Source organism: Maribacter sp. PR1 (genome assembly GCF_028464145.1).
Classification (GTDB): Bacteria; Bacteroidota; Bacteroidia; order Flavobacteriales; family Flavobacteriaceae; genus Maribacter.
Window position 1 is genome coordinate 48,567 of the sequence record NZ_JAQPCG010000010.1, and the last position, 22,832, is coordinate 71,398.

Annotated in this window: 12 protein-coding genes and 1 riboswitch; of the genes, 9 read left to right on the forward strand and 3 right to left on the reverse strand. The window is 38.8% G+C overall.

From position 1 onward, the window contains the following. Positions 1-108 precede the first annotated feature (108 nt). On the forward strand, positions 109-2,535 hold the full coding sequence (locus tag PP182_RS18590) for a sodium-translocating pyrophosphatase (protein ID WP_272652774.1): 2,427 nt from the start codon (positions 109-111) through the stop codon (positions 2,533-2,535). A gap of 54 nt (positions 2,536-2,589) precedes the next feature. On the opposite strand, the gene PP182_RS18595 is transcribed toward PP182_RS18590, so the two are convergent. Then, positions 2,590-3,291 carry an energy transducer TonB gene (locus PP182_RS18595; RefSeq protein ID WP_272652775.1) on the reverse strand — a complete coding sequence of 234 codons (702 nt, stop codon included), beginning with the start codon at positions 3,289-3,291 and terminating at the stop codon, positions 2,590-2,592. Positions 3,292-3,534: 243 nt separating this feature from the next. On the opposite strand from PP182_RS18595, the gene PP182_RS18600 reads away from it, so the two are divergent. Further along, a complete protein-coding gene (locus PP182_RS18600) occupies positions 3,535-4,800 on the forward strand; it encodes an MgtC/SapB family protein (RefSeq protein WP_272652776.1) in 1,266 nt (421 codons plus the stop codon). Between the two features lies 1 nt (position 4,801). Beyond that, complete coding sequence (locus PP182_RS18605; protein WP_272652777.1) at positions 4,802-5,809, forward strand: App1 family protein; 1,008 nt, start codon at positions 4,802-4,804, stop codon at positions 5,807-5,809. A gap of 7 nt (positions 5,810-5,816) precedes the next feature. On the opposite strand, the gene PP182_RS18610 is transcribed toward PP182_RS18605, so the two are convergent. Next, complete coding sequence (locus PP182_RS18610; protein WP_272652864.1) at positions 5,817-6,431, reverse strand: deoxynucleoside kinase; 615 nt, start codon at positions 6,429-6,431, stop codon at positions 5,817-5,819. Between the two features lie 334 nt (positions 6,432-6,765). On the opposite strand from PP182_RS18610, the gene metK reads away from it, so the two are divergent. Both metK and PP182_RS18620 read left to right on the forward strand, forming a co-directional pair. Beyond that, positions 6,766-8,022 carry a methionine adenosyltransferase gene (gene metK / locus PP182_RS18615; protein WP_272652778.1) on the forward strand — a complete coding sequence of 419 codons (1,257 nt, stop codon included), beginning with the start codon at positions 6,766-6,768 and terminating at the stop codon, positions 8,020-8,022. A gap of 104 nt (positions 8,023-8,126) precedes the next feature. Continuing rightward, complete coding sequence (locus PP182_RS18620) at positions 8,127-10,070, forward strand: CocE/NonD family hydrolase (RefSeq protein ID WP_272652779.1); 1,944 nt, start codon at positions 8,127-8,129, stop codon at positions 10,068-10,070. Between the two features lie 56 nt (positions 10,071-10,126). Here PP182_RS18620 and PP182_RS18625 read toward each other — a convergent pair whose 3' ends face one another. Next, positions 10,127-13,372, reverse strand: coding sequence for a ligand-binding sensor domain-containing protein (locus tag PP182_RS18625; protein WP_272652780.1), 3,246 nt, complete (start codon positions 13,370-13,372; stop codon positions 10,127-10,129). A gap of 932 nt (positions 13,373-14,304) precedes the next feature. Here PP182_RS18625 and PP182_RS18630 point away from each other — a divergent pair. The 4 genes from PP182_RS18630 to PP182_RS18645 all read left to right on the forward strand — a co-directional run bounded on the left by PP182_RS18630 (position 14,305) and on the right by PP182_RS18645 (position 22,440). After that, a complete protein-coding gene (locus PP182_RS18630) occupies positions 14,305-15,924 on the forward strand; it encodes a sulfatase family protein (protein WP_272652781.1) in 1,620 nt (539 codons plus the stop codon). 128 nt (positions 15,925-16,052) lie between these two features. Further along, positions 16,053-16,169: riboswitch (SAM riboswitch) on the forward strand. A gap of 143 nt (positions 16,170-16,312) precedes the next feature. After that, entirely contained in the window at positions 16,313-17,590 is a 1,278-nt protein-coding gene (locus PP182_RS18635) for an O-acetylhomoserine aminocarboxypropyltransferase/cysteine synthase family protein (RefSeq protein WP_272652782.1), read from the forward strand. Positions 17,591-17,653: 63 nt separating this feature from the next. Further along, on the forward strand, positions 17,654-21,040 hold the full coding sequence (thrA, locus tag PP182_RS18640) for a bifunctional aspartate kinase/homoserine dehydrogenase I (protein WP_272652783.1): 3,387 nt from the start codon (positions 17,654-17,656) through the stop codon (positions 21,038-21,040). 233 nt (positions 21,041-21,273) lie between these two features. Then, the gene (locus PP182_RS18645) at positions 21,274-22,440 is read left to right on the forward strand and encodes a trans-sulfuration enzyme family protein (RefSeq protein ID WP_272652865.1); all 1,167 of its coding nucleotides are present in this window, start codon (positions 21,274-21,276) and stop codon (positions 22,438-22,440) included. Positions 22,441-22,832 lie beyond the last annotated feature (392 nt).

Here is a 22,832-nt window from a genome sequence, read left to right on the forward strand (position 1 = left end):
ATTAGAATATAAGGCCACCTTTGTTAATAATATAGGTGGCTTTTTTTGTTATGTTCTATTTTACTACTTTTGCCCGGCTAAAGTAATAACTATCAAACAACAAATTAAATGGAATCACTTATGATTTATATGCCAATAGCTATGGCAGTATTGGGTCTAATTTACATGGGAGTAAAAAGATCTTGGGTAATGAAACAAAATGCCGGCGATGGAAAAATGAAGGAGATTTCAGATTACATCTACGAGGGTGCCCTTGCATTTTTAAGTGCCGAGTACAAACTCTTATCGATATTTGTAATTGTAGTAAGTGTCCTGTTGGCTGTCGTTTCATTTGTAGTTCCAACAACGCATTGGCTAATTGTTGTCTCTTTTATTTTTGGTGCAATTTTTTCTGCTTTTGCAGGGAATATAGGAATGAAAATAGCTACCAAGACAAATGTAAGGACCACCCAAGCGGCACGAACTAGTTTGCCCAATGCCTTAAAAATATCTTTTGGTGGTGGTACTGTTATGGGACTTGGTGTAGCTGGATTGGCAGTATTAGGTCTTACGACATTTTTTATCGTATTCTTTCAATTTTTCATGGGAGGTGTTTGGACCTCGACTATGGATATGACCATTGTATTGGAAACTTTGGCTGGATTTTCTTTAGGAGCTGAATCTATCGCTCTTTTTGCAAGAGTTGGTGGTGGAATCTACACAAAGGCTGCCGATGTTGGTGCGGATTTGGTCGGTAAGGTTGAGGCCGGTATTCCGGAGGATGACCCAAGAAACCCCGCAACTATTGCGGATAATGTAGGTGATAATGTCGGGGATGTTGCCGGTATGGGGGCTGATTTGTTCGGTTCTTATGTAGCGACGGTATTGGCCGCCATGGTGCTGGGCAACTATGTAATTAAGGATATGGGAGGTAGTATTACCGATGCCTTCGGAGGAATAGGTCCTATATTGTTACCCATGGCAATTGCAGGTGCGGGAATAGTTATTTCCATTATAGGTACCATGTTGGTGAAAATTAAAAATAATGAAGCGAAAGAGGCTCAAGTAATGGGTGCACTGAATGTTGGTAACTGGACCTCTATCATTTTAGTTGCGGTTTCTTGTTATGCTTTGGTTACTTGGATGCTTCCTGAAACCATGAAGATGGAATTTTTTGGAGAAGGTTTACAAGAAATTTCCTCACTTAGGGTCTTCTTGGCTACTTTGGTGGGCTTGGTCGTAGGTGCTGTGATATCTTCCGTAACCGAATACTATACAGGACTTGGTAAAAAACCAATTTTAAAGATTGTACAACAGTCTTCTACAGGCGCTGGGACCAATATCATTGCAGGTTTGGCAACAGGTATGATATCTACTTTTCCATCCGTGCTTTTATTTGCAGGAGCCATTTGGGCATCATATGCCTTCGCAGGCTTCTATGGAGTGGCATTGGCAGCTTCGGCAATGATGGCGACTACGGCTATGCAGTTGGCTATAGACGCTTTTGGCCCAATTTCCGATAATGCTGGTGGTATCGCCGAGATGAGTGAGCAAGAGCCAATTGTCAGAGAAAGGACAGATATCTTGGATTCCGTTGGGAATACCACGGCAGCTACAGGAAAAGGCTTTGCAATAGCATCTGCAGCTTTGACATCCTTAGCTCTTTTTGCGGCTTATGTGACCTTTACCGGTATCGATGGAATTAATATTTTTAAGGCACCTGTATTGTCTATGTTGTTTGTAGGGGGAATGGTTCCCGTTGTTTTTTCCGCTTTGGCAATGAATGCTGTTGGAAAAGCTGCTATGGAAATGGTACAGGAGGTTAGACGCCAATTCAAGGCAATTCCAGGTATTATGGAAGGAACTGGTAAACCGGAATATGACAAATGTGTGGCTATCTCAACACAAGCTTCCTTAAAGGAAATGATGTTGCCGGGATTATTGACTATCGGTTTTCCGTTGTTAATTGCTTTTGTTCCGATGATCTTTGGAATGAACAGTTTGGCCATTGCAGAAATGTTAGGGGGATATATGGCCGGTGTAACCGTTTCCGGAGTTTTATGGGCCATTTTCCAGAATAATGCTGGTGGTGCATGGGATAACGCTAAAAAATCGTTTGAGGCTGGTGTGGAAATCAACGGACAAATGACGTACAAAGGTTCCGATGCCCATAAAGCGGCCGTAACTGGTGATACGGTAGGTGACCCATTTAAGGATACTTCCGGTCCTTCCATGAACATTCTAATTAAGTTAACTTGTTTAATTGGACTGGTCATAGCTCCTATACTAGGCGGACATACAGAGGATGAGGGTATGGCTTTGAATACTCAAACTAAGGAGATTATGGTAAACCTTGATATTGATAATTCAGATGAGGCCAATGCTACCGTAACTTATACCACAACTGTCGATGGAATTTCAGAAACTGAAGAAGTCACTTTTGAAGGTACACAGGAAGAGGTTGAGGAGCAATTGAAGGCATTTGAGAATACAACAATAGACAAAAAAGGAACTAAAACGGAAGTTACTATTGAAAAGGTGGACATCCGTAAGTAATTCCTACGTTTATAAATTATTGAAGGCATCAACTCGAGTTGATGCCTTTTTCTTTTACTGTAGTTTAAAATTAATCGGGATACTGAAAGATACTTTTACTGGGGTTCCCCGTTGTTTTCCCGGCGTCATTTTTGGTAGTTTCGAAAGAATTCTGGTTGCTTCTTCCTCTAAAATTGTATGGGGCCCTCTTTTTAGAATGGCTCCGATACTACCGTCGTTTTTGATTACGAATTGTGTGCTCACTCTTCCTTGAATGCCCATTTCTTGTGCTATTTCGGGATAACGAAAGTTTTTTTGGATGTGCTTTTGAATCATTTCGTTGAAACAGGCTCGTTTATCTTTGGCGTTTTCACATCCCGGGAAAACAGGAACTTCCTCAATGGTAATCCAATTTACATGTACTTCCTCCTCAGCTTCTTCTACTTCAATATCTTCCGGTTCTAATATCTTAGTATCCTTGTTTACTTCCGAAGATAAAATTTCAGTCTCCTCGATTTCAACGTTATCTTCTTCTATTTTAATCTCCGGTGGTAAAACTTGTTTTATTTTTGGCTTTTCAACTTTGAATTTTTCTATAGGGTCTTCCTCTATTTCACTAGGGGTAATGTTCATGCTTATGTCGTATATGTTCTCTGAGTCATACGTTTTCCATTCCAAGGCTATTAAGGCCAAGCACATCACAAGTAAAAGTCCAAGTACAAAATACAGACTGCTTCTATTGTTGAGGTCTTTTTTAGGATTTTTTTTCGGTTCCATCTTTTTAAAATTTGTGGCTTCTTAGTTTAAAGCCTGGTTCAACTTTAGTTTTATGCTTACCATGAAACTAAACGCTTTAATGAGAATTGGCAATCGGCAATGAGGGAGACCTACGTATCAATGAGGGAAGTTGAGATATTTAGGCTGTCTCGGTATTAAATGGTTAACATGTTTTAATAAGAGTTAAATTATTAAGTTTTTGCTCCATCATTTTTTTGGTAATTATAGTATATTCATGGTGCTATGGACTACAGTGATTTGTCAACCTTGGGAATTGCTTTTGGATTGGGGCTTTTGGTCGGTTTGCAAAGGCAACGAACCGATAACAAAATGGCCGGGGTTCGTACATTTACACTCATTGCCATATTAGGGGTGTTATCGGCTTTTTTGACACGTGATTTTGAAAACCCCTATATACTTCCCGTGTTGGGCTTAAGTTTAACTGGACTTTTAATTGTTGCCAACATAATAAAACTCAAAAAGTTTGAAGATGCCGATGTAGGGCAAACCACAGAGGTAGCGGCATTACTGATGTTTGCAATTGGTGCATATTTGGTGTTGGGAAATCAGGTCATTGGTATTATTGTCGGTGGCTTAATGGCCGTCTTACTTTATGCCAAAGAGCATTTGCACGATTTTATTGAAAATTTAATGGAAAAGGATTTGGCCGCAATAATGACTTTTGCCGGAATATCCTTAATCATTCTACCCATACTACCGAATCAAACCTATGGTCCCTATGATGTTCTAAACCCTCACAATATTTGGCTCATGGTGGTCCTTATTGTCGGGATAAGTGTAGTGGGCTATTTTATCTATAAATTTTTGGGAAAAAAGGCCGGCATTATTTCCAATGGGGTTTTGGGTGGGCTTATCAGCAGTACGGCAACTACGGTCAGTTACGCAAAAAAAACCAAAAATGCCAAGAATGTCGATTTAATTGCGGCATTCATCATTACAACGGCCTCTGCTATTGCACTGGTACGTATAATGTTCGAAGTGGGAGTAGTGATTCCAGAAAAGTTGAACTTCATCGCACTACCACTTATTTTCGAGTTGGTCTGTATGGCATTATTGTGCGTAGGCTTGTTTTACTTGATTAACAAAGAAAATAATGATGATAAAATGCCCGAACCCGATAATCCTGCACAGTTCAAAAGTGCTTTGGTATTTGGACTTCTTTATGGTTTTATATTATTAGCGGTTGCCTTTACCAAAGAAAAATTTGGAAATGAAGGGCTCTATATAGTGGCAATTATAAGTGGTCTAACGGATGTGGATGCCATTACATTATCCATTTCGAATTTAATGAAAGGTGACGGCTTGGCGACAACGACGGGGTGGCGTTTAATATTATTGGCTTCCTTGTCTAATTTGTTTTTTAAGGGTATAATGGCAGCCGTTTTGGGTACAAAAAAAATGATGAAATGGATAGGTATCGCATTCGGTATTTCCATTGTCATTGGGTTATTAATTATGTGGTTATGGCCAGAAAATTGGCATTTTTAGTATGAATGGATTCTGGAAAAAGGATAAGCTACAAATCATTGCTTTTAACGGATATGGAACTAAAAACAGGTTTTATGTAAGGGGTAGAGCACTTGAGGATGAGAATATAGACCTTGGAAATAAAGGTGCTTTTAGGCTTTTGGTGAATACTTGGAAACGATTTGAAACGGATGAAATCAGAAACACACCTATAAAAATTCTATTTGAGGATAACAAGGCATTGGAAGGAAAGACTGATGATGAGGGCTACTATCGTATTAATGAAAATATCAAAAATCTTTCTCTATATATGAATGGGGAAGGATGGGTGAAATTCGAAACCTCTTTTTTGGACACGAACCTGAAGCGTGAAATTTTAAACCAAAATCGGTTCCCGGGTGAGATGTTAATTCCCGGTGATAAAGCTCGTTTTGGGGTCATTAGTGATATAGATGATACCATTCTTCATACTGGGGTAGTCTCCTCATTAAAATGGAAAGTAATACTTAATACTATTTTTAAAAGGGCAACGAACAGAAAGCCCTTGGAAGGGGCTGCGGATTTTTATCATCAGTTACATCGGGGAAAGGCAGGAAATGAAGCAAACCCTATTTTTTATGTAAGCCATAGCCCCTGGAACTTATATAGGTACTTGGAACTTTTTTTAACGACCAACGATTTCCCTAAAGGCCCTATTTTATTAAGAAGTATGTCGAGCTTTAGGAGAAGATATCAGAGTGACGATAAACCGCAAAAGCAAAAGGAGATAATCAATATTTTTAATACCTATCCAGAATTGTCATTTATTCTCATTGGCGATAGTGGTGAACGAGATGCCGATATTTATATCGAAATATCCAACATGTTCCCAAATAGGGTCAAGGCCATTTATTTACGAAGTGTCTCACATGTCAGGAGAATGACGCGGGTTTCCAATCTTTTTGTCGGTTTTAAAAGTATACCTTTTCTAATGGTCAAAAAGACTGAGCAGGCCATAGAACATGCAAGGAAGCATGGATTTATTGAGTAGATTCTATTTAAAAGAGACCATTGATTTCAGCGTCAATTTTGTTGATTACGCGACCTAAGTCTTCCGGGTCGTCTACAAAATCCATTTCATCCACATCTATGACCAATAGTTTGCCTTTTTGATAACCATGTACCCAAGCCTCATAGCGTTCGTTAAGTCTGCTTAAATAGTCAATAGAAATACTATTTTCATATTCCCTTCCACGTTTATGTATTTGCTTTACCAGGTTGGGAATAGAGCTTCTTAAATATATGAGAAGTTCCGGGGGTTCCACCAAGGATTCCATGAGCTCAAATAGACTGGAGTAGTTTTTGAAGTCCCTATTGGTCATCAATCCCATAGCGTGTAGATTGGGGGCAAAAATATGGGCATCCTCGTAAATGGTTCGGTCCTGGATAACATCTTTTCCTGTTTCTCGAATCTGAACTATTTGCCGGTAACGACTGTTCAAAAAGTAGATTTGCAGATTAAAACTCCAACGTTCCATTTGGGTGTAAAAATCATCCAAATATGGATTGTCTACAACGTCTTCAAAGTGCGCTTCCCACTTATAATGTTTGGCCAATAATCGTGTTAAAGTGGTTTTACCAGCTCCAATGTTTCCAGCAACGGCAATGTGCATTTTGGTCGTATTTACGGTTAGGTTATTCGAAAAAGTTGTAGCGTACAATATACGAAGTATATTAAGTTTTAGAAAAAATAGTAGTTGAAATACCCTTAATAACTTTTGAAGGTTTCAGGAGTAGTCCTAGATTTATAAAAAGCCGTTAAATCATTTTAAAAAGAAACTATTTTCATACTTTTGCCGAGTAAATTAAGAGGAAGGATTTGACTGATTGCAACCTCGTTAAAAATGCTAAAGCAGTTTTGTATCGAATTCGATTCGATAACTCTTCAAGAGAAAGCAACGCTACCTTTAGTACTTACTTGTAAATCCTTCAAAAAAAGAATAAAAAATGGCGTATTTATTTACATCAGAATCTGTTAGTGAAGGGCATCCGGACAAAGTGGCGGACCAAATTAGTGATGCTTTATTAGATCATTTTTTGGCCTTCGATCCAGAAAGCAAAGTAGCCTGTGAGACCTTGGTCACTACCGGTCAAGTAGTTTTAGCCGGTGAGGTTAAGAGCCACACCTATTTGGACGTGCAAAACATTGCTCGAGAAGTCATAAATAACATAGGTTATACCAAAGGGGAATATCAATTTAGTGGTGATTCCTGTGGAGTTATATCGCTTATCCACGAACAATCGCAGGACATAAACCAAGGAGTCGATAGAGGTTCCAAAGAAGAACAGGGAGCGGGTGACCAAGGAATGATGTTTGGCTATGCGACGAAGGAAACCGAGAACTACATGCCCTTGGCCTTGGACATATCCCATAAGATTTTGCATACGCTATCGGTATTACGAAAAGATGGTAAAGAAATTAATTACCTAAGACCGGATGCCAAGGCACAGGTCACCATTGAATATTCCGATGAGAATGTGCCTCAGCGAATAGATACGATTGTGGTTTCTACACAGCACGACGCCTTTGATAGGAACGATGAGGTCATGTTGGATAAAATAAAATCTGACATTATATCCATCCTTATGCCTAAAGTAAAGGCTCAGTTACCGGAAGATATCCAGAAATTGTTCGATGATCAGATTACGTATCATATTAACCCTACAGGTAAATTTGTTATCGGTGGACCTCATGGAGATACCGGGCTTACTGGTAGAAAGATTATTGTGGACACTTACGGTGGAAAAGGAGCACATGGTGGCGGAGCCTTTAGTGGGAAGGATCCCAGCAAGGTAGACCGTAGTGCTGCATACGCCGCGAGGCATATTGCAAAAAACCTGGTTGCTGCAGGCGTGGCAGATGAAATTTTGGTACAGGTAAGTTATGCCATAGGTGTAGTTGAACCTACCTCTATTTTTGTGGAAACGTATGGAACTTCAAATGTTCAATTGAGTGATGGGGATATTGCTAGAAAGGTACGCCAGTTGTTTGACTTAAGACCTTTTGCCGTAGAAGAACGTTTAAAACTTAGAAATCCAATTTATCTGGAAACCGCGGCATATGGACATATGGGCAAGGAACCGAAAATGGTAGTCAAGGTATTTGAATCGCCCTACAATGGTAGGATAGAGAAAGAGGTAGAGTTGTTCACTTGGGAAAAATTGGACATGGTCAATGATGTAAAAGTGGCGTTTGGAATTTAATCTTCGAATTATAAAGAATAAAAAAAGGGAACCTGATGTGGTTCCCTTTTTTTATTTTAAAGAGTAATCATTCTTTGTTAGCTTTATCATTAAAATTCACCATGATGCCAAAATCCATTTTTAAAACCCTTTTTGCCCTTTTTATTCTTGTATCCCTTAGTTATTCTTGTAAAAGAACGACCCAAACGGGAGAAGCGGAAATCGCATCTGATACCTATGTGGAAGATAACTATACCAAACAGGAAGTGGATATAGCAATGCGCGACGGTAAAACGTTACACACCACGATTTATTCCCCCAAGGATACTTCAGTGCAATATCCCATTATTATGCAGCGTACGCCCTACAGTTCACGGCCATATGGTGAAGGTGAATTTAAGGAGAAAATTGCACCCAATGTACATATGATGAAAGAGGGGTATATTGTTGTGTATCAAGATGTGCGGGGAAGATGGTTGAGTGAAGGAAATTATGAAAACATGAGGGCCTACATACCTTTTAAAAGTTCAGATCAGGATGTTGACGAAAGTTCGGATACGTACGATACCATAGAGTGGTTAGTCAATAATGTCGAGAACAATAATGGTAGGGTAGGTATTTGGGGTATTTCGTATCCCGGTTTCTATTCAACCTATGCTACTGTAGATGCCCATCCGGCGTTAAAGGCTGCTTCTCCACAGGCAAGTATCGGTGATTTCTTTTTTGACGACTTTCACCACAATGGGGCCTATCTGTTGAGTTATTTTAGGGCAACCAGCTTGTTTGGTACTCCTAGACCCGATGGAGATCAACCTATTGATACAGCCTGGTATAACTTACCGGATTTAGGAACGGAGGATCAATACCAGTTCTTTTTGGATGCCGGGCCATTAAAGAATTTAGATTCCTACTTTGAGTATGAAACAGGCGATTCCCCAAGAATGGCCATGGATGGAAAAACGGATGATTATTTCTGGAATGAATTAAAAGAACATCCAAATTATGATGAGCTTTGGCAAAGTAGAGGCTTAATTCAGCACTTAAAGAATGTAAAAAGCCATGTGGCAACTATGGTCGTTGCAGGAGAATTTGATGCTGAAGACCTTTACGGTCCCTTGGAAACGTATAAAACCATTGAAAAATACAATAAGGATAATTATAACACTTTGGTCTTTGGACCTTGGGACCACGGCGGATGGGCAAGAAGTAGAGGCAAGAATATTGTCGGGAATTATTATTTCGGGGATGGAATTTCGGAATTTTTTCAGGAAAATATTGAGACCAAGTTTTTTAATCATTTTCTTAAGGGAGAAGGGGATATGGAGAGCGGTTTGCCGGAAGCCTATGTGTTCGATTCTGGTAGGAAAGAGTGGAAACAGTTTGATGCTTGGCCACCCAAAGGTGTTCAGAAACGGGATATGTATCTATCCGAAAATCAGGAGTTGACTAAGGAAATGGTTTCTGAAACTGGAATACAGTTCATTAGTGATGTTAAGAAGCCCGTACCGTATTCTGAGGATATAAAATCGGTATTTACACCAAGAAAATATATGACAGACGACCAAAGGTTTGCCGCAAGACGTTCTGATGTTTTGGTCTTTGAAACCGACGTTTTGCAGGAGGATTTGACCTTGGCCGGGGATATAATGGCCAATTTAAATGTAGCTACCACGGGAACCGCGGCGGATTGGGTCGTAAAAGTTATCGATGTACACCCTGCGGACGAAGAGACTCATGAGGACATGCAGGGTCACCTTAAAATGAGTAACTACCATTTAATGGTACGTAGTGAAGTCTTACGAGGAAGGTTTCGGAATAGTTTCTCGGATCCAGAACCTTTTGTTCCCAATCAAAAGACGGCCGTAAACATCAAATTACAGGATGTTTTCCATACCATTAAAAAAGGCCATAAATTACAGATTCAGGTGCAGAGTACGTGGTTTCCTTTAATCGATTTAAATCCACAGACCTATGTGGAAAATATCTTTGAAGCGGACGCAGAGGACTTTAAGACCCAAACACACACCGTCTTTTCAGATTCCAAAATTGAGTTTACGGTGTTGGAGTAAACTGGCTTTTTAAAGCAGTTTGTTTTCCTATCAAAAATTTTTTACAAAAAAAGATGTTATTTATTAGCTTTTTGTGCAGCAATTTTAGCCGTTGGCAGAATAAGTTTAAAAGTTGTTCCTTTTCCCTTGCCTTCTGACTCGGCAATTATGGTTCCGCCATGGGAAACAGCAATTTGTTTTATCATGTAGAGGCCAAGGCCAGTTCCCTTGACATCGGAGTGAAAACGTTCAAATGCAGAAAATACCTTTTTTAAGGAATGTTTATCCATTCCCGAGCCATTGTCACGTACCAAAAAACTGTTGGTGTCACCATTTTCTTCTACCGATATAGTAATTATAGGATTGGGCTGTTCGCCCATATATTTAATTGCATTATCCAAAAGATTACCAAAAACTTGAATTATTCTTTTTCGATCGCCATATATGTCAGGTAAATTATCGGCAATATTGAGTTGTATGTTTCCGGTACGTAGTTTAGCACTTATGAGATTCCTTTCCAATTTCAAAAGTTTATTGGTGTTCAATACCTCATTTTTATTTTCAATTTTACCAAGTCTTGCAATTTCAGTGATATCAGAAATCAATTCGTTCATATTATTACATGAAACATCAATAAACCCTAAATACTCTTCAATATTTGGAAAATCTTTCATCTCAATTTCCATTGGTATTAGACTTGCAATTCCTTGGATATTACTAAGAGGGCTTTTCAAATCGTGGGAAACCGCAAACGTAAACCGTTGAATTTCTTCATTTTTTGATTCCAGCTCATTTGCAGCTTCTACAAGTTTATCTTTTTGATGTTGCAATTCTTTAGTGCGTTCAGCAATTTTACTTTCTAACCTTCTTTGGTTTTTCTTAATATTTCTCAATTTTATGTTATAGGCGCTGTAAAAGGATAGCAAGACCAAGGCTGCCACCAATGTCCGGAACCACCACGTTCCCCAAAATGGCGGTAAAATTTCAATATGAATATCTAACTCATTATCAACCCAAACTCCATCAGAATTGGTAGATTTCATTCTTAGTGTATACTCGCCAGGATCTAAGTTTGTATAGGTTGCACTTGGGTTATTACCTACATAATTCCATTTCGTTTCAAAACCATCCAAAAAATAAGCATAATGCACCCTCTCCGGGTGACGAAATGTTAGGGCTTTAAAATTAATATTAATTACAGATTGCTTATAATTGAACATTAGTGAATCTACCTGACTAACTGCTTTTTTTAAAATACCAGAATCATCATTAGGCAAAACGTGTTTATTGAATACTTTCAATTCTGAAATGAATAATGGTGGTTTGTCCTTTCGTTTTTCGACTTTGCTGGCAGTAAATATGTTAAAACCTCTTATGCCGCCGAACACATACTCTCCACTACTGGTAGTCAAAAATGAATTTGCGTTAAATTCGTTCGACTGTACACCGTCCCCAACACCATAATCAATTGTTTTACCACTAATCGTATTATACCTAGTAATACCAAATTCCGTACTTAACCACAAGTGGTTGTTTTTATCGGCTATGATTCCTTTAATGGCATCATTTCTTAGCCCATCCGATTTTGTGATGGCTTGGAAAGAATCACTTTCGGGCAAATATTTATTAAGTCTTGCTTGAGTACCCACCCAAATAATACTGCTGCTATCCTGGACAATCGTATTGACAAAATTATTGCTTAATGACCTTTTAGTATTTACATTATTGTATTGAACAATTTTCCATCCGCTGTCACTTTCAGTCAATTTAAATAAACCTGAATTTAGTGTGCCGATCCATATATGGCCTTTGTTATCTTCAAATATGTGATACATTGAATTAATTTCGGTGCCATCGATTTCGGATACTAGGTTAATAGTCTCATGACTTTTTGTTTGTGGATTATATATTTGTACACCGCCAAAAAAATTTATGATCCAGATTCTGTCCTTCTTGTCCTTCAAAAGGCCGCTAATGTTATTCGATATTAAAAATGAATTTTGAGTGTTCAGCTCTTTGAATTTCTTACTCTCAGTATTAAAAATGGTTATACCATTTGCCCATGTACCCGCCCATAGTTCATCTTTTTTATTTTGGAGTATTGAAAGAACTACGTTACTACCAAAATTTTTGTCTTTTAATGAATAATGTTCAAATGTATCTAGTGTCCTGTCCCAATAATTTAATCCACCACCATCAGTCCCAATCCATAGATTTCCCTTAGTGTCCTCAGTAAAACAATTCACTAAATTATTGCTTAAGGACTGGGGATTAAATGGGTCCGTATTAATGTGTTTGAATTTGATTAATTCTGGATCATAAAAATTAAGGCCACTTTTATAAGGTGCTACCCACATAACACCATTGCGGGTACTTAATAGTGACCAAATAGAATTACCCGAAAGGGAATTTGGACGAGTTACACTGTGTTCTATGTGTCTTATACTATTCAAGGCCTTTGAATAGATGAATAGACCATTATTTTCTGTGCCTATCCACAATTCATCATTGCCATTTTCTGCTAAAGAACGAATGCTGAATCCAGGGCTTATATTCTTTTTTTTGGTAAGTAGGTCGGACGCAGCACTTACGTTCAATTCAATTAATAATCCGTTACTGGTACCCAATGAAAAGTTGTTATTGTCCAACTGTATGGCAGTGGTAATTTCGTCTGTTTCTGGAGTCTTGGTTAGGATTTTCATATCCTTACTTATTATAAAAAAATAGTAAGAAGATATAACAAGTATTCGTTTATCATCCAAAGGCATTACATTGATAATTTTGTCGGCCTTAGGATTTTTAAAATTTAAAAGTTCGCGTGTGATCAAGAAATGTTTTAATTCTCCTGTTTCTGTGTTATAGCTATACAGGCCGTCCGTTTCCGTACCCAACCATAATATTCCATTTATTCTAGTTATTGATTCAAACCTTTTGGAATCCATCTCATTTCCTCCATTCTTAAACTTATAAGGTCTCACGATATTTAAACCACGGTCATATAGACTTAAGCCATGGTTAGTCCCAATTAATAGATTTTCATCATCCTCATATAAAGAGACTATATATTCATCAGTAAGACCTTCAAAATTATCTAAACTTTTATCGAATATTTCAAAATCTTTTCCATCGTATCTGTTTAGACCATTTCGGGTTCCAATCCAAATAAAACCAAAACTGTCTTCTAAAAGAACAGTCGCCGTACTTTGTGATATCCCATTTTTTATTTTATGAAAAGTAAGAGGTTCTTTCTTTTGCGATTGAACTTTGCAAATGGAAAGAATAAGAGTGAATAAAATAACGGTGTTAAAAATATACTTGGACATAATTGCCATATGTACAGGGGGTATGCTTAAATTAAAACGTAAATTTATATGATAAATTACTTTAATTAGAATTTAAACAACCGCAAGACTTAGAAAATAAATGTATGAAATTATATATTTATAAATCCTAATAAGTCTAAAACCAGATTATTAAATAGAACTAGAATAATACAAAAAAAACCATACACAACGCGCTGCCAAAGACACTAAGCGTACAGCTATCGTTGGCGTAAACTCGACACAACCCTTTTGATATTTTCAGATCTATTTAATAAAAAGAGATAAAAAATACTTATTTTAATTATTTCAATTTCAATGAGTTGGCCGGGTGACGACGATAGCAAAACGTCTGAATTGAATATTCGGTTATCAAATGTTAGTCAATATAATTTTCAAAATATTATTGCAAACACTGGAACTGGAAATACTAATTTCGAAAACATTAATTCTTAGGAAATAACAGGCTACAAAACCTTTGAAACTGCTTATAGGTATGCATTTGTAGAATTAGAAATTGATGGAGAAAGGTACACTCTAAAGCCAATAGTTTAAGTTGGAGAAATACTTCTTGAAAATGGAAATTACACTTATGAAATTGATGCAAACGACTCTCAAGAACAATATGGAAAAGTAACTTTAATATTAATTGGGCAATAAAAACGATTTGTCAACACCATAAAATATATTGCTAGTTCTAGCCTACTTACGAAAATCCGAGAGGATTTTCTATTCGGTTTGTATTTGCCTAATTGGGTACTTAAAATACGGAAAAAATTATATAGCTAAACGTCACGCAATTTTACCATGGGTTAACTTATTTGTTATCTCCTGAATTGTAATGCCTAAGGATAATCATCAAATGGGTTACTATATAAAAAGTATAATTTCCTTACTTTTAGTACAAATCAACTCACTAATTAACAATCCTTAAAATGAAATACATATCACTTATCGCAGTAGTGCTTTTATTTCTTTCGCCACTTGAAGGACAAACCCAAGAAAATAAAATCAAACGACCTAACATTATTTTTATAATGTCAGATGATCATGCCTACCAAGCCATAAGCGCGTACGATAATAAACTTATTGAAACGCCTAACATAGATCGCCTGGCAAAGGAGGGGATGTTGTTTACAAATGCCAGCGTAACCAATTCCATATGTGCGCCATCTAGGGCTACTATTTTAACCGGCAAGCACACACATATCAATGGGAAAATAGATAATCACTTTCCTTTTGATACCACTCAGGTAACTTTTCCACAGCTATTTAAGAAAAACGGATATAAAACGGCCATGTTCGGGAAACTTCATTTTGGTAATAATCCTAAAGGGGTTGATGAATTTATGATTTTACCGGGTCAGGGGAATTATATTAATCCGGACTTTATTGTGACCAGTGGTGATACCATAAGAAAGCAAGGGTATGTTACCGATATAATTACCGATGTCTCCTTGGACTGGTTAAAGAGAGAAGGAACCTCGGATGAGCCTTTTATGATGATGTATCTGCATAAGGCACCCCATAGGCCATGGTGGCCAAGACCGGATAAGTTTAAGGAATTTACACAAAAAACCTTCCCTGAACCTGCTACACTTTTTGATGATTATAAGAATAGGGGCACTGCAGCCAAAACCGCTGAAATGAATTTGCTTCAGCATATGATGTATAGCCATGACAGCAAAATTAGACCTGAAACCTTAGAAAAAATGAAAGGTAAGGTACTACCGGTTGTAGAGGAATATCCTAATAGTTTTTATGGTCCTTATAATAGGGCTACGGCAGAACAAAAGGCACAATATGACCCTGTTTTGGATTCAATTAACAACTTTTTCTATGAAAATTGGCCCAAAATGACCGATAGGGAAAAAATGAAGTGGAAGTATCAGCGCTATATGCAAGACTATCTGGGTAGTATTTCTTCCGTTGATGATAATGTGGGTAGATTGTTGAATTACTTAGATGAAAGCGGACTGGCTGAAAATACAATCGTTATATATACCTCAGACCAAGGTTTTTATTTGGGTGAGCATGGTTGGTTTGATAAACGTTTTATTTATGATGAATCGTTTAAAACGCCATTACTGGTCAGATGGCCCAAAGTGGTACAAGCTGGGTCCATAGAAAATGAAATGGTACAAAATTTAGACTTTGCACAGACCATGTTAGAAGCTGCAGGCATACAACCGCCAGATGATATGCAGGGTGAAAGTTTAATACCACTTTTGAAGGGCAATAAAAAGGAATGGACACGGGATGCGGTGTACTATCAATACTATGAATATCCATCCGTACATATGGTAAAGCGCCATTACGGTCTGGTAAATAAAGCGTATAAACTGGTACATTTTTATTATGATGTAGACGAGTGGGAACTGTATGATAGGTTAAAAGACCCCAACGAAATGAACAATGTGTACAACGACCCGGCTTATGCAGCTACTGTCAAGAAATTAAAGAAGGAATTAATTGAACTAAGAAAGTATTATAAAGACTCTCCGGAGCAAGATCAAAAATATATTGACCTATATGAGAGTAGTGGTAAATTATAGGACCACTAAGTGCTAATTATAACAAACACCTACGAAATTATTAGATTGAAATAATTTTTCACAAAAGGTTAGGTTTTTCAATTGTTCAGACCTTATATTTGCATCCATAAGTTCAAACACATATTGAATAGTTATCAAGAAAGGTGGAGGGATTGGACCCTTTGAAGCCTTAGCAACCCTTGTTCCCCGATAACTTATCGGGACCAAGAAGGTGCTACATTCTACCCTTTGGGGAAGGATAACAGTCATCGAATTTTCTCGATTTCACTTTCTTATAACTTTTTTGATTTTACCTAGCTGCATTGTCGGCGGGCTGGGGTTTGGCTTTTTTATTCATTTTTTCCCGTCCCAAATTAGATTGGGACTTAACTATTAAAAAACAAAAATCATGAGTGATCAAAAATTAGCAACAAACGCCTTACATGCAGGGCATGACACTACACAAACAGGTGGAACACGAGCTGTACCCATTTATCAGACATCATCGTACGTGTTTAATGATACGGAGCATGCCGCTAACCTTTTTTCATTGGCGGAATTAGGTTTTATCTATACCCGATTAAACAATCCTACCAATCAAATTCTGCAGGACCGTTTGGCTGCTGTTGAGGGAGGTATAGGAGCTGTGGTATTTTCATCGGGAACGGCTGCAATTTCTACAGGACTGTTAACCCTATTGAAATCAGGAGACCATATTGTGGCATCTAGCAGCCTTTATGGAGGAACTTTTAACCTTCTAAACGTAACACTACCGAGGTTTGGAATTAAGACGACCTTTGTGAATGCATCCAAACCGGAAAGCTTCAAAAGTGCCGTACAGGATAATACAAGGGCCTTTTTTGTGGAATCCCTAGGTAATCCAAAATTGGATGTATTGGATTTAAAAGCGATATCCAAAGAGGCAAAAGCAGCAGGTGTTCCGTTTATTGTGGACAATACGGTGGCAACACCAGCATTGTTGAATCCAATTGAACATGGGGCCAACTTGGTCATCCATTCCTTGACCAAATATATTGGAGGTCAGGGTACGTCCTTGGGAGGTGCGATCGTCGACGCAGGTACTTTTGATTGGACCAATGGAAAATTCCCGGAGTTTACGGAACCTTCCGCCGGTTACCATGGATTGGTATACAGTGAAGCTTTAGGAGCCGCAGCCTTTACGTTCAAGTTGATTTTAGAAGGCCTTAGAGATTTTGGTGGTGCTTTAAGCCCGTTCAATGCCTTTCAAATTATACAAGGATTGGAAACCCTACCCGTGCGAATCAAACAGCACAGTGCTAACGCATTGGAACTTGCAGAATGGCTGCAAAGTAGGGATGAGGTCGCTTGGGTAAAATATCCAGGTCTTAAAGGGGACGAATATTTTGATTTGGCTCAGGAATACTTGCCAAAGGGACAAAGTGGTTTGGTGACCTTCGGAATTAAAGGTGGTTTTGAAGCTGCCAAAAAAGTAACGGATGCTACTAAAATATTCTCTCTTTTGGCGAATATTGGAGATACCAAGTCGTTAATTATTCATCCTGCTAGTACCACACATCAGCAGTTGACAGAGGAACAACAATTGGGAGCTGGGGTTGGTCAAGATTTAATACGTCTTTCCGTAGGCTTGGAGGACATCAGTGATTTAAAGGCAGATTTGGAACAGGCTTTTGCGGCGGCGAAATAGAGGTTAAAAAGAATTACGAGGATTCCTTCTAAAAAGCTGATAATTAAATAATTTTGGCATCTTATGCTACATCATTTACATATAAAGGATTATAAGACCATCTCCGGGGTTACTCAGGATATTGAGCTTTCTTATGAATTGTTCGGCGCCAAGCTCCATTCCGCGCCTGTAATTTTGGTCAATCATGCCCTTACGGGTAATTCCAATGTCACTGGTGATGGTGGTTGGTGGGCCTCTTTGATAGGTGATGGAAAATGCATCGATACGCAGAGGTATACGGTATTGTGTTTCAATATTCCAGGTAATGGACACGATAAGTTCATCATAGAAAATTATAAGGATTTTGTGGCGGGGGATATGGCCCGTATATTTCTCTTGGGTCTGGAAAAATTGAAAATCCAAAACCTATTTGCCATCATCGGTGGCTCTTTGGGTGGCGGAATTGCCTGGGAAATGGCGGCTATTAATCCAGATCTGACCCAACACTTGGTACCCGTGGCATCCGATTGGAAATCGACGGACTGGCTTATTGCCAATTGCCAGATTCAAGAGCAGTTTTTGGTGAATTCCAAACAACCGGTTCATGATGCGCGCATGCATGCCATGTTATGCTATAGAACACCGGAGTCTTTTAAGGAACGTTTTAAACGGAGTACCAACGAAGAACTTCAAGTATTCAACGTGGAAAGTTGGTTAATGCATCATGGTGAAAAGCTACAGGAGCGCTTTCAGTTATCGGCCTATAAGTTAATGAACCACTTGCTGAAAACCATTGATGTCACCCGAAATGGGGAAGAAAACTTCATCAAACTACAAAATAGCGATACCAATATTCATATTGTTGGAGTGGACTCCGACCTGTTTTTTACGGCGAAGGAAAATAAGGATACTTTTAAGCAATTGGCACAGGCCAATAGCAATGTGACTTACGGAGAAGTACAGTCGCTTCACGGACACGACGCTTTCTTGATCGAATTCGAGCAAATGGAAAAATTGCTCCATTCCATATTTAATACCAACGGAAAATCAGGAAAGGTAAAGGTCCTCAAATTCGGGGGTAAATCTTTGAGTAATGGAGAAGGCCTGGAACGTGTTTTGGATGTTGTAGCATCTAAAGTAGCTTCTGGAGAAAATATAGCGGTGGTTTTGTCCGCTAGGGAAAAGGCTACGGACCAATTGGAAAGCTTGTTGGAAAAGGCGGCCGCAGGAAAACCCTATAAGGAGGGTTTTGAAGCCTTGGAAAGCTATCAGCAACATACTTATGGGAATGTAAATCTATCCAAGGAATTTAAAAACTTGGCAAAGTTATTCGAGGGTGTTTCATTGTTAGGAGATTATAGTGCCAAGATCAAAGATGAGGTACTGGCACACGGTGAGTTGATTTCTGCCAAATTGGTGACCAAACTACTGATTGGAAAAGGAATTAATGCCCGATTTTTGGATTCTAGGGAATTGATTACCACCGACGCCAATTTTGGCGATGCCAAAGTGCTGGAGCATGTTTCTAAAGAAAAGGTATTGTTGAAGTTTTCGGAATTGCCACATGATACTGTTCCGGTTATTACCGGATTTATCGCAGCTACGGAAGATGGGGAAACCACAACGCTGGGTAGAAATGGTAGTAACTATAGTGCGGCTCTACTTGCTAATTTCTTGGATGCCGAAGAACTACAAAATTATACCCATGTAGATGGTATTTTTACGGCCAATCCAGATTATGTGAAGGAAGCTCGGCGCATTTCCCATTTAAGTTATGCGGAAGCCAATGAAATGGCCAATTTTGGGGCGACCATCCTGCACGCCAAGACCATAATCCCATTAATAGAAAAGAATATTCCCTTAAGGATTCTCAATACCTATAATGATGATAATGAAGGTACGCTGATCAGTGCCAAATCCAGTAAGGAAGGAATACGTTCCATATCGCTAATCGAGGATGTGGCCTTAATAAATTTGGAGGGTAGGGGACTTCTCGGAAAAGTGGGGATAGATGCCCGTATTTTCAAAACCCTGGAAGCCATCAATATTAGTGTAAGCATTATTTCCCAAGGTTCTTCGGAAAGGGGAATTGGTTTGGTGGTGAAGCGGGACAAGGCGGACCGTGCTAAAAAGGCATTGGAGAATGAATTTTCGAGCGATTTCCAGGCCCAGGATATCAATATGATTAAAGTCGTATCCGATGTTTCCGTGATTTCGGTGGTGGGTCAGGACTTAAGTACTTTTCATAAACCTTTCAATGCGTTGATCAAAAATCAGATTGTACCGCTATTGTTCAACAATACAGTTTCCGGTAAAAATGTGAGTTTGGTGGTCAAAAAATCAGATCTGACCAAGGCGGTGAACGTAATGCACGGTCAGATTTTCGGGGTTAGTAAAAAGGTAAATCTGGCGGTATTTGGTCATGGAAATGTCGGTGGCACCCTAATTGACCAAATTCTAAAGTCCGGAAAAAGCATTGAAGATCGTAAGGGTATCGATTTAAAGGTTTTTGCTATTGCCAACTCTAGAAAAGTCTTGCTAAATGCCAAAGGAGTAACCGGAAAGTGGAAGACCAATATAAAGAGCAAGGGAAAATCCTATGAGGTACAGGATGTTATTGAGTTTGCGAAGAGTAACCATTTGGAAAACCTGATTGTCATCGATAATACGGCAAGTCAAGATTTTGTGGCCCATTATTTCGATTTTGTGGAAAACGGTTTTGATGTGGTTTCCTCGAATAAAATAGCCAACACCCTTGGGTTCGATTATTATCAATTGCTACGTGAGGAGCTGGATAAACATCAAAAGCAATATTTATATGAGACGAATGTGGGCGCCGGTTTACCGCTGATAGATACCATTAAGTTGTTGCACTTGTCCGGCGAGAATATAACCCGTATCAAAGGGGTCTTTTCAGGTTCCTTGAGTTATATTTTTAATACCTTTTCGGAGGTAGACACCTCTTTTTCATCCATTTTAAAGGATGCTAAATTGCAAGGTTTTACAGAACCGGATCCACGGGAGGACCTTTCTGGAAACGATGTGGGACGTAAGTTATTGATATTGGCTAGGGAGTTGGATTTAAGCAATGAATTTTCGGACATCAACATTGAAAACCTGATTCCTTCGACCTTGGAAAAAGGGGATGTGGATTTCTTTATGGAACATATGGAGGTCTTGGACGATAAATTCAATGAGATAAAAAAGAACCAAAAAGCGAACCATGTATTGCGTTATGTGGGAGATTTGCATGGAGATTTGCAAAAGGAAAAAGGCATTTTGGATGTAAAGCTGGTATCCGTTCCCAAGGAGAGTGCGCTGGGTCAGGTAAAGGGATCAGATTCTATTATAGAGATCTACACGGAATCCTATGGAGAGAATCCGTTAGTGATACAGGGTGCCGGAGCTGGAGCTGCGGTTACTGCAAGAGGAGTATTTGGAGATATATTACGGATTGCGGAGAAAAGCTGATTTTTAGAAGTTAGGATTTGATGATTTTTGTATCCATGATTTTAATTTGTCAGGTCGAGCTGTCATATCGAGCGCAGACGAGATACGAGACCTAATTTAAATATTTAATTAATAAGACCTCTCGACTGCGCTCGAGGAGACATTTGGTAACGATTTTTGATAAAGGTTAAAAGTGATTTTTTCTTTTGCCAACAACCAACAACAAAGAACGAAAAACGAGGAACGAACAAGCAATGAGCAGCAAAAAATTCGAAACGAACGCCATACGAACACAGTTAAAACGAACGGAGAATCTGGAACATTCCGTTCCCCTGTATCTGACTTCTAGTTTTGTCTTTGAAGATGCGGAGGATATGCGGGCATCTTTTGCAGAGGAAAAGGAGCGTAATATCTATTCTAGATATTCCAACCCCAATACGAACGAATTTGTCGAGAAGGTCTGCCAGATGGAAGGAGCGGAGCAAGGCTTTGCCTTTGCTTCGGGGATGGCAGCGGTATTTTCCACTTTGGCTGCTTTATTGGATAGTGGTGACCATGTGGTTTCCGCGCAAAGCATTTTTGGTTCGACCCATTCCTTGTTCAATAACTTTTTTCCCAAATGGAACATTTCACACAGTTATTTCGATATCCATAATTTAGATTCCATTGATGCCCTCGTTCAGCCCAATACCAAACTGATCTATGCCGAAACTCCGACCAACCCAGGGGTAGATGTGTTGGACTTGGAAGTGCTGGGTCAGATAGCAAAAAAGCATAATGTATTATTGGTCATCGATAATTGTTTTGCCTCACCGTATTTGCAACAGCCTATCAAATTTGGGGCCGATTTGGTCATCCATTCCGGCACTAAGTTGATGGACGGTCAAGGTCGTGTTTTGGCAGGAATTACGGTGGGCAGTAGTGAATTGATGGACAAGGTATATCGATTCTCAAGAATTACAGGCCCTGCCTTGTCCCCCTTCAATGCGTGGGTACTGAGCAAGAGTTTGGAAACTTTGGCCATAAGGGTAGACCGCCATTGTGAGAATGCCTTAAAATTGGCAGAGTATCTGGAAGGTCATGAAAAAGTCAATTGGGTAAAATATCCCTTTTTAAAATCACACCCCAAATACGAAGTAGCCAAAAAGCAAATGAAGGCTGGGGGTTGCGTTGTAGCTTTTGAAGTTAAAGGTGGCTTGGAAGCTGGGCGTAAATTCTTTGATGCTATCAAACTATTGTCCCTTTCCGCCAATTTAGGGGATTCCAGGAGTATCGTAACCCATCCTGCGTCTACGACGCATAGCAAGCTCTCCGTCGAGGAAAGGGCCGCAAGTGGTATCAGTGAAGGCATGGTCCGTATCTCGGTGGGCTTGGAACATATTGATGATATTATTGGCGATATACAGCAAGCTCTCGGATAGAGTTATGAATTTTGGTTTTCTTCTTTTTTAATTTTAATAATTAATGAATAATAATCTGCCTATTTTCGAAATATATTTTTGCATCTAGTATTATTGTCATAAGTTTAAATAATACTTAATTCCCTCTAAGTAGCAATTCGATTGTGGTGAAGATTTGTCTTACGAAAATGGCTATTTTTTAGTTTTCAATTTTTGCGTTATTGCCTAGTTTGTATTCTTTGCCGCACGTGGTAAACCCGTCAACTTTTTAGGCTAATGTATTTCAAAACCAAATTGTATTGCTTTGCACTAGTTATGTTTTTGGGTTTGTTTCCAACTTCATGTAAAAAAACTATCAGTGTACAAGTGAATATGTGCTAGCAATTGACCAGGTAAAGGTTTCATCGTGCCAT